Origin of the sequence: Porphyromonas loveana, from assembly GCF_003096695.1 — a bacterium.
GTDB lineage: Bacteria > Bacteroidota > Bacteroidia > Bacteroidales > Porphyromonadaceae > Porphyromonas > Porphyromonas loveana.
Window position 1 is genome coordinate 25,893 of sequence record NZ_QEKY01000011.1, and the last position, 11,476, is coordinate 37,368.

At 53.3% G+C, this 11,476-nt stretch carries 9 protein-coding genes; 4 read left to right on the forward strand and 5 right to left on the reverse strand.

Going from position 1 to position 11,476, the window contains the following annotated elements:
* Positions 1–125: 125 nt before the first annotated feature.
* Positions 126–1,010, forward strand: a complete 885-nt coding sequence (locus C7382_RS07105) for a tetratricopeptide repeat protein (RefSeq protein WP_116679603.1) — start codon at positions 126–128, stop codon at positions 1,008–1,010.
* Between the two features lie 84 nt (positions 1,011–1,094).
* Here the strand turns inward: C7382_RS07105 and C7382_RS10005 are convergent, their stop codons facing one another.
* Positions 1,095–1,475 carry a hypothetical protein gene (locus C7382_RS10005; protein WP_133241541.1) on the reverse strand — a complete coding sequence of 127 codons (381 nt, stop codon included), beginning with the start codon at positions 1,473–1,475 and terminating at the stop codon, positions 1,095–1,097.
* 50 nt (positions 1,476–1,525) lie between these two features.
* Between C7382_RS10005 and C7382_RS07110 the strand changes: the two genes are divergently transcribed.
* Both C7382_RS07110 and C7382_RS07115 read left to right on the forward strand, forming a co-directional pair.
* A complete protein-coding gene (locus C7382_RS07110; protein ID WP_116679604.1) occupies positions 1,526–2,575 on the forward strand; it encodes a DUF6261 family protein in 1,050 nt (349 codons plus the stop codon).
* A 287-nt stretch (positions 2,576–2,862) separates the two neighbouring features.
* Positions 2,863–3,708 carry a hypothetical protein gene (locus C7382_RS07115; protein WP_243405676.1) on the forward strand — a complete coding sequence of 282 codons (846 nt, stop codon included), beginning with the start codon at positions 2,863–2,865 and terminating at the stop codon, positions 3,706–3,708.
* Positions 3,709–3,988: 280 nt separating this feature from the next.
* Here C7382_RS07115 and C7382_RS07120 read toward each other — a convergent pair whose 3' ends face one another.
* The gene (locus tag C7382_RS07120) at positions 3,989–5,992 is read right to left on the reverse strand and encodes a hypothetical protein (RefSeq protein WP_116679605.1); all 2,004 of its coding nucleotides are present in this window, start codon (positions 5,990–5,992) and stop codon (positions 3,989–3,991) included.
* A 501-nt stretch (positions 5,993–6,493) separates the two neighbouring features.
* Between C7382_RS07120 and C7382_RS07130 the strand changes: the two genes are divergently transcribed.
* Positions 6,494–8,458 (forward strand): leucine-rich repeat domain-containing protein, encoded by a 1,965-nt coding sequence (locus C7382_RS07130; protein ID WP_165815136.1) that lies wholly within the window; start codon positions 6,494–6,496, stop codon positions 8,456–8,458.
* A gap of 107 nt (positions 8,459–8,565) precedes the next feature.
* On the opposite strand, the gene hisS is transcribed toward C7382_RS07130, so the two are convergent.
* The 3 genes from hisS to C7382_RS07145 are packed head-to-tail and all read right to left on the reverse strand — an operon-like array spanning position 8,566 to position 11,319.
* Positions 8,566–9,933: a histidine--tRNA ligase gene (gene hisS / locus C7382_RS07135; protein WP_116679608.1), complete on the reverse strand. Its 1,368-nt coding sequence runs from the start codon at positions 9,931–9,933 to the stop codon at positions 8,566–8,568.
* Between the two features lie 56 nt (positions 9,934–9,989).
* Positions 9,990–10,478, reverse strand: coding sequence for a dihydrofolate reductase (locus C7382_RS07140; RefSeq protein WP_116679609.1), 489 nt, complete (start codon positions 10,476–10,478; stop codon positions 9,990–9,992).
* A 46-nt stretch (positions 10,479–10,524) separates the two neighbouring features.
* Positions 10,525–11,319 (reverse strand): thymidylate synthase, encoded by a 795-nt coding sequence (locus tag C7382_RS07145; protein ID WP_116679610.1) that lies wholly within the window; start codon positions 11,317–11,319, stop codon positions 10,525–10,527.
* Between the last annotated feature and the right edge of the window lie 157 nt (positions 11,320–11,476).

Consider the following 11,476-nt stretch of genomic DNA (forward strand, 5'->3'; position numbering starts at 1 on the left):
TATTCTTCTACGCTATACTATACGTTGGCACTATTCCGTTTATACCCACAGCGACAAGAACCGACGGCGCCTCATCGCGCCGTTCTTCCCGCCCCGTGTGTGACTCCTGACAAAAATATGCAATTATGACGGATCTCTTCCTGCGCCGGCTCCGCTCCGCCCTCCTGCTCCTGCTCTCGGCCGCCGCTCTGCCTGCCCTCCATGCCCAATCGACCACCACCCCGACGGACAGCCTACCCGCCGACTATACCCGCCTGATCGACAACTCGTTCGATGCGCTCGGCCGCGGTGACTTCCCGACTGCCGAGTCGGCACTGCGCCAAGCCATCAAAGCCTATCCCGACCTGCCCTCCAGCTATGCCCTGATGAACAATCTCGGTGCCATCCAGCAACGACAAGGCAAGCTGGAAGAAGCCCTGCTCACCTACAGCGCAGCCCTCCAAAAGCTGCCTCAGGACAAACTCCTGCGCACCAATCGCGCCATGCTCCTGACCGAAATGGGCAGGACCGACGAAGCCCTCTTCGACTACAACGAACTCATCCTCGCCGAGCCGACCAACGAAGTCTATCACTACGGCAGAGCCATGCTCTATCTGGCCAAAGGATTATACGGCGATGCCGAACTGGATCTGGAAGAAATCCTGCGCATCAACGACTCCTCTCTCAAGGCCCGACTCGGCATAGCCCTCCTCTCCACCATGCGCGGCGACTACGACAAAGCCGAGCGGCTGTACAACTACGTCATCGACAAGCTCCCCAAGAATGCCGACGCCTACGAAGGGCGCGCACGCCTCTTCCTCCGCAAAGGAATGAAAGGCTACGCCCTCCGCGACATCAACAAAGCCTTCGAATATGCCACCTCGCCCGCAGCATCGGCCTATGCCCTACGAGGCGAGATCAATGCCGCCATCGGAGACAAGAAAGCCGCGGCCGAAGATTACTCCGCAGCCGAGAGCCGCGGCTTCAACAAAACGAGCATCGAACAACTCCGTGCAGCCCTCCGTAAATAGCTAAAGAATTGCAATACTGAAAAACGCATTTTTTTTCACCGATAAATTTCAGGAATACACAGATAGCTTAATGTCCCATTGTTTTTAGATTGTCGTAGGATCTGTATCTTCGTGCTCGGCTGTGGCGACAGCCCATGCAGAGATATAAAAAAAATGATCGTAGGCCGTTTCTTGCTTCCTGCACAATGCAGGAGACCGGCATAGGCATACGATACCTTCCTGCACGATGCAGGAGACCGGCGTAGGCGTACGATACCTTCCTGCACGATGCAGGAGACCGGCGTAGGCGTACGATGCTTTCCTGCACGATGCAGGAGACCGGCGTAGGCGTACGATGCTTTCCTGCACGATGCAGGAGACCGGCGTAGGCGTACGATGCCTTCCTGCACGATGCAGGAGACCAGCGTAGGCGTACGATGCTTTCCTGCACGATGCAGGAGACCAGCGTAGGCATACGGTGCTCATTATAACACACTAATTATCAACATATTATAAACAATTAAAGTAAAAAGAGAATGATCTTAGAAGTTTTCCCGATTTCCCGGCTCCAAAATTTGGAGCACTACCGTTTTGCCAAGAATGTGCTGACGCTCTGTCGCACGGCAAACATCGCTAAACTGAATCCCAAACTACCCGAGCTGGAAAAGGCTATCGAAATGGAGGATTTGGCTCTGAATCCGCCCGTCGCGAACGAGCTGACGCCTCAGGTCGTAGCCCTCGACGAGGAACGCGACAGAGCCTATCAGGCGCTGATGTCGCGCGTGCGGTCGTATGCCTTCGACGAAGACAACGAGCTGCGCAACGCGGGAGCCAGAATCGAAGACGTGGCCGCTCGCTACGGCAACGTGATCCGAATGAACTATGACAAGGAGACGGCAGCGATAGAGAATTTCCTCACCGATCTCAAGAGTGAGAACATTCGCCCCCTCGTGACGAAACTCGGCGTGACGGCACTCGTTGACAGACTGGAAAAGAACAATAAGGCCTTCGCCGACTTCTTCATCCGCCGTCTGAGCACAGACCAACGCGGCAAGTACGACGTCAAGGCGCTGCGTGCCGAGACCGATCGTGCCTTGGCAGCCGTAGTGCGCCGCATGGACTCCATCGACGACATGGAGCCGAGTCGGGAGATCGCAACGCTCATCGAGCTGTACAATCGTCTCGTGGCCAATCGCCGTACACTCTTGGCTCGTCGCGCCTCTTACGGAGAGGCAGCCGTCGAGAAGCGTCGTGCCGAAATCGCCGAGATGCTCCGCCCCCTGCTCGCCCTGCTCGAGGAAGCCGAGAAGAAGACACCCGTCTTTGCCGGTCGCACCCTCGGCACGGGCAAGAGCCGCCACTATCTCATCACATTCGTAGCCGAGAACGGCGACGAGGAGGATCGCTGGTACCGCATCGACGGGGAGCAACTCGTCTATGTGCCCGATGACGAACTCCCCAAGCCGAAGAAAAAGAAGAAGCCCGCGACGAACGCAGCCGCGCCCACTCAGCCCGCAACGCCCACACCGCCGCAGGGTGGTGATCACGACGGTGGCGGACAAGGATCGATCGGCGGCGGGCTCTAATCCCCCCACGTGCCCCCTATCGTCTGCTACTCGAACAGAGCAAGCAGCCGAATCTAAAAGACAAAACCAAGTAGCTCCGGCTACTTGGTTTTTCCTTTATTATTGTCCCAATCTGTGCAGACTTACTCTTACTATCATTTTTCTTATCTGTAGAAATCAATTGATTTGCATTGATTTACGACAAAAAAACATATACATTTGCCATGATTAACATTACTAACCCGAAAAGATTCAAAGAAAAAATGAAGAAGAAGATCGTGAAAGGGAGAAAATAAAACGATGCCTATATGAAAAAGAATATTTACAGCCGAAGTTTACTGTTGCTGAGCTTTTTTATCTTTAATGGATGTCTCCTTTTGGGGCAAAAAGTCAGCGACAAGCAAGAGGATTCAGTTACCCCTTATCCGCTCGGCACCACTTGGTATTATCATTCGAGCGAAAAGACCGGTATGGACTCTCCCATGCACTATGGATATATCCGCCATCGTGTCGAAAAGGATGTCCAAATAGGAGAATACAAAGCACAAGAAGTGCAGACGATTCATGTCGATCGATTAGGTGTCGAGACAGCCTTAGAACCCTATTATCTCTATCGAAAAGGTGGCAAGGCTTATGTGGTAGAGGCTGATACCTTGCGTCTGCTTTATGACCTGACGGCAGAAGTCGGCGACACAATCCCGCTTCCCACCCATCCGGATATAAATTATCCCAATTTTTCTCATATCGTTGTAAAAGTGATTGAGAAAAGCACGATCAATATTGATGGCCGCGACTTAATTCGACAAGTCTATCTCCTCTCTAATTATTTCGAGGAAGGCCCGTGGCCTGATTTTGGTAAGCAGATCGAAGTAATCGAAGATTTAGGTGTTTTAGAACTCGATGCACTTTATCAAGTCCCCGGCCCGTATGGAATTATAATCGATCATATCAATCCACGGCCTGTCCTCCGCTGCTTCCTTAGCGATGACTTTGAGTATAAAGCCCAGTTTTGGACGGGACGCCCTTGCGATGCTTTTCAGACCATCACGGATTTGGCGACTGTGACCATAACGCAACGCATTTCAGCCTCTATTCGGGTTTCATCCGCTTCCATCAAGCGCATGCCGACCTTACGTATCAAATCCTCAATGTAAACGGGCTTCAGATACTGAAAGGGTCTCTGAAAGGAGGAGATGACAGAATCAACATCTCTGCCCTGCAACAAGGCTTATACATCTTGCAGTGGCAAGAGTCGCAGACAGGTCTAAGACACAGTGCAATCTTTTATAATCAATTATGATCCCCCCACCCCCCTATCGTCTGCTACTCGAACAGAGCAAGCAGCCGAATCTAAAAGACAAAACCAAGTAGCTCCGGCTACTTGGTTTTGTCTTTATAAATGCTCAGAGCGAATCGAACTCGCCCGTCGGCCGGCTAACGATAGCGTACGGTTACGAATAGTTGAGTGCGAGCCTGTCCACGGATCAATTCGCCGTCCGTCCCGATCGTTTCCGCATCGCGACGCAGCAGATGATGCAGGCGGCTCTCCACTTCGATGTGTACTATGGGTGCCAAGCGCACGAACACCCCCAAGCGCACACCCCGACCGTAGAAGTAGGCCGAGGCGTAGGCATAGCGCGGATTGTACACCGCTTCGTACAGTCTGTCGGCGAAAGCATCGGTGTCGAATGCCGCCGCATCCACACTCCACACACGCAGCAGTTTCGCCCCGCGATAGTCGGCACGCAACGCCAGGCTCTTACCACCCGTAGCCACCTGCCATGCATCCGCGGAGCTGTCATAAGATTGGTTGCGAGCGATCTGTGCCGAAGCCGTCAGCCCCCATCCGTTGTCGAAGGCATAGCGTCCTCTCAGTCTGAGCGCCATGCAGCGCCGGTAGTCTCTGTCGGCCAGTCCGCGCAGGCGGCACGACCACGAGAACGGAGCCGTCGCTTTCTCTCCCTCGACAGTCCAAGACACGGCCTCGGTGTTTTCTCTTCTGTTATATCGCGGCACGAAGCTGCCATAGTAGTCGGCAAAGGCGCGGAGCATCCATCTGCCCCGCAGCGTCCATTGCGCTTTGCCCATCAGTCCCCACTCATTGCCCGGACGGCTGTAATGGGCATAGGCCCCTGTGTAATGCGACCAATAATCCTCTTGCAAATAGCGCCCGACGAGCATATAATTCCCAGCCAACCGGTGCGAATAGCGCACCCCCTGGATCAGCCCCACGGCACCGTTTGAGGCACGGGCAAGTTCGCCGAAAGCCTCCGCCTCTCCGCCTCCGAACAGATAGGAATAGTCTGCCGAGAGATGGGAAATGCGTTCCAGATCGGTGAGCGAAGCGATCCCCTTCGTTCCCGTGGCACGCAGCAGGCGGCGACCGCCCCAATGTACGTGCAGGATGTTCAGCCCGAGGCGCAGGCGTTCGCCCCGATAGCCGGCGGAAGCGCCCGAAGTCGTGGTCACGGCAGCATGTCGGCGGGCCAGCTCGGCATCGGTACGGTGCAGCCCCGTCTGGTAGAACGACCGAATGGCGCCATCATCCGTAACCGTGGCATCCACGCCTTTGCGCGAGAAAAAAGCCGTCAGCGACCATCGCCCCTCGTTCAACGAGGCAGCAGCTCCGCGCAAGAAGTTGTCTTCGGCATAGGTGAAAGCGCGTCGCAGCTTGGCGCCACCCCGTGGATCGGCATAGGCCATGCCCATGAAAGCCGACTGATTGATCAGCAGGCCGTAGCCCATTCCCACGCGATAATCCCCCAGAGCCACAGCACGCAGAGCACCCCGCCCCTCGACGAAGAGATGCGCCGAGTAGCTGTCGAAGCCTTTATTAAAGGAATTGAATGCGGGTTCCCCCCGATCCTTGGCAGCCGTGAGGCCGAGCGAGAAACGATGCGCCGTGGCATAGCTCCATCGCAAGCCGCCACCCCATGGCGCACCACGATAGGGATGGCGTGCATCGGGGCGATAACCGTCCTGCCGTTGCAGTACGGCGTCCGCCACGGCCGAAACCTCGTGACGAGCTTGGGACAAAGCAGAGCGCAGAGAGGCCGCGAGTGGCACCGGCTTCTGCCGCACCGTCACCATCGGCCACAGGAGCGAACAGACGTAAGGGTCCCATCCGTTGATTTCCTTGAGTACCCAAATGCTCTCGAATCCATCGGGATGAGCATGACGATAGAGAAAGAAATGGTGTATTTGGTACTCGTTGAGGAAGGGAAACTCTTCCAAGTCCGCCGCCGTGAGGCTGTTCAGATCCAGAGGATCGGCGCTCAGAGCCGTCCACCGCTCTCGGAGTTCGGCTCCTTCCTCCTCGCTCATGCCGTTCGACTCCACCTGAGCTCCGATATACTCTTCCCATGCAGGCACGACGCTCTGTCCTCTCACAGGCAGAAAGAGGAGGAGAAGGACGAAAAACAAAATTGCCGTTTTCATACAAAGGATCGTTCGGTTTGCATCACCCCAAAACAGCCGCGAAAATACAGAGAATTGCCCTTGGAGACAAGCTCTGGCAAGCTTTCACTCTCAATAGGCTGTTCTATCAAATTCAAAAAGTCGGCCGAGAAATCTTTTTTTCTCGGCCAAGAAAAATCGACCGGACAAGCAAGAAAAGTTTGTACAAAGGCTTTGTATATTCATACGAAGATTTTGTACAAACAGACAAAGCCTTTGTATATATAGACGAAAGCTCCGAACAAAGAATTTATAAGCAACGAGAAAACTTTTTTTGCTGATCCGCTCAACTTTTCTTCCCTGAAAACCGAAGAATATTCCCACATCTATGCCGCCCAAGAGCAGAGAGATAAAATAAAAGGTCCTATATTTGGCGGCGGAATGGCTCTCGATAGAGCTTTCTGCGCACAGTTGTATTATCCCGAAGAGTCTTGCCAGTACAGAAATAAAGACACCCTTCGGAACAAAAAAACACGAAAAACAATGAAACAAATTCTATTGACGCTGAGAGTCGTCCTCCTCTTTGTGGCGACTCTCATGGCAGGTAGCCACATGCTTGCAGGACAGACCTACCCGACAAATAGCTATGTCCTCTCCGAAGACAAGACCACTCTGCTGGAATGGAAAGGGACCGAGAGTGAAATCGACCTCGAAAGCGATGCCGCATTTGCGGATTTGAAAACTATCGGAACGCGAGCTTTTGCCTTTTCTGACGACCTGAAAAAATTGCGCTTATCAGCCGGAGTAATCCGAATTGAAAAGGAAGCATTCCTCTTGTGCACGGCATTGGAAGAAATCCTCCTGAACGAAGGGTTGCAATCGGTGGGAGAGCGAGCCTTCGCCGAATGTGATACGTTGACGTCCATACATCTCCCGAGGGGCACGAATTCCATCGAAAAAATGGCTTTCTCCTTATGCGATAATCTGGAGGCTATAACCGTGGCCGAAGACAACCAACATTACAAAAGTCACGAAGGCGTACTATACGACATAGCCGGCACCAGTCTGATAGCTTGTGGCGCCGGCAAAAAGGGTGCATACACGATACCTGACGGAGTGAAAACGATCGAAGGAGGAGCCTTCGCCTACTGCAAAAAACTCACTTCGATCACGTTGTGCGACGGAATAGAGACCATTGGAAGTCGAGTTTTTTTGGGGTGTAGCGCACTGACCTCCGTGACACTACCACATACGGTTGTAACCTTAGGAGGCCAAGCCTTCGAGCTGTGCGAGGCTCTGCAAGAGGTTCGCTTAAGCAATGCACTCACCTCCATCGGTCCTGCTTGTTTCAAAGATTGTGGCAAGCTAACGTCGATCGTGATTCCCCCTGCAGTGAAAACGATTGACGACGAAGCCTTTATGAACTGCAAAAGCCTAACCCAAATAGACATCCCCGCATCGGTAACGGACATTCGGGCTTTTGTATTCTACGAATGCAGCAATATTAAAGCCTTCAATGTAGCACCGGACAATCCTGTCTACAGCAGCCATGACGGCATCTTATACGACAAGGAAAAAACGATAGTTCTACAATGCGGTATGGCGTGGACAGGCGACTATGAAGCTCCGGAAGGCGTGGAGACCATCGGGGGCGCTGCTTTCAATGGCTGTAGCCGAATCACAAGCGTCAAACTGCCCAACACAGTAACGCTAATCGACGGCAGTGCTTTTAGGGAATGTACCAATATGGTCTCTCTCTCTTTGGGAGAGAATGTGGAACGAATAAGTGGGTCTGCTTTTTCTCGGTGCAGGGCTCTGAAGAAAGTCGTTGTACCCGATGCCACCATCACTCTGGGCACGGACGCATTCGCTGAATGCAGCAGTCTGGAGACCGCACATCTGGGGAAAAACCTCCAGTGGATCAACAACTGCGCTTTTATGGGATGTACTAGCTTGAAAAGCATAGAGCTGCCACACTCTGTCCGTTCGTTAGAGGCACGGACTTTCATGGATTGTTCCAGCTTGGAGTCGGTGAGTATCGGACGAGGAATAACGACAATGGGCATCCAAACCTTCAACGGATGCTCCTCTCTCATGAGCATAACAGCCCATCGTGAAACGCCTCCGACTCTAATGAACGAGTCGCTCGACGGCGTACCACAAGAGGTGACGCTATACGTCCCCGAGGGAAGCATCCCCCTCTATGCGCAAGCCGACGAATGGAACCGAATCACTAACATTCTGGCTATCAACTATACGAGCACTCAGGAGACAACTGAGGTAAAGATACGTCTCTACCCCAATCCTGCGACAGACTACTTGTGGATGGAAATACCATCAACGATGATCGGTATTCATGCCGGACTAATCGATGTAAACGGACGACTGATTCGAGACCTTCTGCTCACAAACGAAAGAATGAGCATCGACCTGAAAGCTCTGCCTGCAGGTCTCTATTTCCTGCGACTGGGAGCTACGACTGAGAAGATCATCGTGGAGAGAAAGTAACTCGGCGACCTCGTCTTACGACAAAATTAAAGAGGGAGAACTCGGCATGACGTCCGAGTTCTCCCTCTTTTTTGCGTTCTACTATTATCGGAAATAGCGCTTGTCGATCAACGGTGCAGAGCAGCAGCGATGGCGGCTGCGTCGGCGGGGAGAGATTCTTGCTCTCCGGTGATCATATTCTTGAGCTGGACAAGGCCGGCAGCACGTTCATCTTCGCCCACCAAAGCAACGAAAGGAATGGCAGCAGCATTGGCATAACTCATTTGTTTCTTCACCTTGGCAGCTTCGGGATACAGCTCCGTGCGGATACCTTCGGCGCGTAACCCTTGGATAAGCGGCAGGAGCGCATCGGCATCCTCCTCTGAGAAGTGAACGAAAAGCAGCTGAGTGCCGACAAGGCTCTCCTCGGGGAAGAGTTCGAGCTGCGTCATCACGTCATAGATACGGTCTGCACCAAACGAAATACCCACGCCGGACATCCCTTCGAGACCGAAGATTCCGGTAAGATTATCGTAGCGCCCGCCACCCGTTATGCTGCCTATGGCTACATCCATAGCCTTCACTTCCAGAATCGCTCCGGTGTAGTAAGAGAGACCGCGGGCGAGAGAAATATCTATCGTCAGCTCAGAGAAGAGTTGAACGCGATCCGTCTTATCCAAGATGAAGGCGAGTTCCTCAATTCCTTTCAGCCCCGTCTCGGAAGAAGCAAGGGCAGTGCGCAGATGCTCGAGTTGGGTACGATTGTCCCCCTTCAGTTCAATAAAAGGACGCAGACGAGCGATGGAGTCGTCATCGAAGCCCTTGGAAAGCAGCTCCTCTTCCACGCGTCCGATCCCGATCTTATCCAGCTTGTCGATGGCTACGGTTATGTCCGTGAGTCGATCGGCATGCCCTACAACTTCGGCTATACCGGAGAGAATCTTACGATTGTTCAGCAAAATCCGCGTGCGCACACCCAATCGACGGAAAACCTCGCTGATGATCTGGATGAGTTCGACCTCACACAGGAGCGAATCCGTGCCGATCACATCACCATCGCACTGATAAAACTCGCGGTAGCGCCCCTTCTGAGGACGGTCGGCGCGCCATACGGGCTGGATTTGGTAGCGTTTGAATGGAAAGTTTATCTCGTTGCGGTGCATGACTACATACCGCGCAAAGGGCACCGTGAGGTCATAGCGCAATCCCTTCTCGCAGGCTTTGGCCGCAAAGCGGAGCGAGTTCCGCTCGGCCAACTCCTCAGTCGTGAAATCGGCCAGCACGTCGCCGGAATTGAGCACCTTGAAAAGAAGGCGATCGCCCTCCTCTCCATATTTGCCCATGAGTGTGGAGAGCATCTCCATGGAGGGAGTCTCAATCTGTCTGAAGCCGTAAAGCTCATACACCTCACGTATGGTCTGAAAAATATAGTTCCGACGGCTCATTTCCACCGGACTGAAGTCGCGCATCCCTTTGGGTATAGATGGCTTTTGCATTGCGTAGATATTGTATTGTTACTGATTAGCTTTTGGATAAAAGGCCGGCCGACGCACTAATAGTCGCGCACCAGTTCGTGGAGCGTCGTGGCGTAGGCGTTTTTCTCATCGGCCGGATATTCAGTGCGGCTGAGTTCGAGCCATTCGCTCATGTCGAGCTTCGGGAAGAAAGTATCGGCGTGAGGAAACTTGGCGTGCACGCGTGTTAGATAGATCTTATCGGCGTACGGGAGCATAGCGGCATAGATCTGTGCACCACCGATCACGAAGGCCTCTTCTTCGTCTCCCACCATCTCGAGCGCCACCTCAGGCGTAGCAGCCCATTCGGCTCCGGGGAATTCTTGCCGTGTACGGCTCAGAACGATATTGCGTCTGTTGGGCAATGCACCCTTGGGTAGGGAGCGAAAGGTGTGGCTACCCATGATGATGCTGTGCCCCGTGGTCGTTTCTTTGAAACGTTTGAGATCAGCAGGTAAATGCCACAGGAGGTCATTTTTGTATCCGATAGCTCCATTCTCGGCTATGGCAACGACTATTGAAATCATATCTGATAAGAGAAAAATGCTATGAGTCGGGCAGGCAGGACGGAGATTAGACGGCCACCTTGCCTGCAATATGCGGCATGGGATCGTATCCTTCGAGACGGAAGTCATCGAGACTGAAGCCGAAGAGATCCTTCACCTCGGGATTGAGTATCATCTGCGGGAGCGTGCGCGGCTCGCGACTGAGCTGCAGGCGCACCTGTTCGAGGTGATTGCTGTAGATATGTGCATCGCCGAGCGTGTGGACGAAGCGCCCGGGTTGCAGCCCCGACACCTGTGCCACCATCTGCAAGAGAAGTGCATAGGAAGCGATATTGAACGGCACGCCGAGGAAAGAGTCGGCACTACGCTGATAGAGTTGGAGGCTGAGCTTGCCGTCCTGCACATAGAACTGCATGAAGCAGTGGCAGGGAGGCAGACGCATCTCGTCGATCTGCCCCACATTCCACGAGCAGACGATAATGCGACGGCTGTCAGGCTCCTCTCGCAATTGGCGCAAGACGTTCTGCATCTGATCTATATGTCCACCCTGATAGTCGGGCCAGCTGCGCCATTGATAGCCATAGATGGGACCCAAGTCGCCATTGCTGTCCGCCCACTCGTCCCATATACTCACGCCATACTCGTGCAGGAAGCGCACATTGGTGTCGCCCCGCAAGAACCACAGCAGCTCGCAGATGATGGATTTGAGGTGTAACTTCTTCGTCGTCAGCAACGGAAAACCCTCCGACAAGTCGAAGCTCATCTGGTGACCAAACACGCTTATCGTGCCCGTTCCCGTGCGATCTTCTTTGTACGCCCCCTCGTTGAGGATGCGGTGCAGCAAGTCCAAATACTGTTTCATGTCACGCAAATATACATACTTTATTATAGGCGTCTCGTATGCAGGTAGTGGAGCGATCGACATATATGCGTTTATGCGCCGAAAAAAGGTCACCTGCCGTGCCAAAAATCGTGGCGCATAATTGTTTCCGAAATGGCGCCATTTCCAAAAAAATTAT

Coding starts and splice junctions, on each gene's coding strand:
- hisS (WP_116679608.1), bottom strand. CDS start 9,933: ATGCAAAAGCCATCTATACCCAAAGGGATGCGCGACTTCAGTCCGGTG.
- C7382_RS07145 (WP_116679610.1), bottom strand. CDS start 11,319: ATGAAACAGTATTTGGACTTGCTGCACCGCATCCTCAACGAGGGGGCG.
- C7382_RS10005 (WP_133241541.1), bottom strand. CDS start 1,475: ATGAGCACCGTATGCCTACGCTGGTCTCCTGCATCGTGCAGGAAAGCA.
- C7382_RS07105 (WP_116679603.1), top strand. CDS start 126: ATGACGGATCTCTTCCTGCGCCGGCTCCGCTCCGCCCTCCTGCTCCTG.
- C7382_RS07115 (WP_243405676.1), top strand. CDS start 2,863: ATGAAAAAGAATATTTACAGCCGAAGTTTACTGTTGCTGAGCTTTTTT.
- C7382_RS07140 (WP_116679609.1), bottom strand. CDS start 10,478: ATGATTTCAATAGTCGTTGCCATAGCCGAGAATGGAGCTATCGGATAC.
- C7382_RS07110 (WP_116679604.1), top strand. CDS start 1,526: ATGATCTTAGAAGTTTTCCCGATTTCCCGGCTCCAAAATTTGGAGCAC.
- C7382_RS07130 (WP_165815136.1), top strand. CDS start 6,494: ATGAAACAAATTCTATTGACGCTGAGAGTCGTCCTCCTCTTTGTGGCG.
- C7382_RS07120 (WP_116679605.1), bottom strand. CDS start 5,992: ATGAAAACGGCAATTTTGTTTTTCGTCCTTCTCCTCCTCTTTCTGCCT.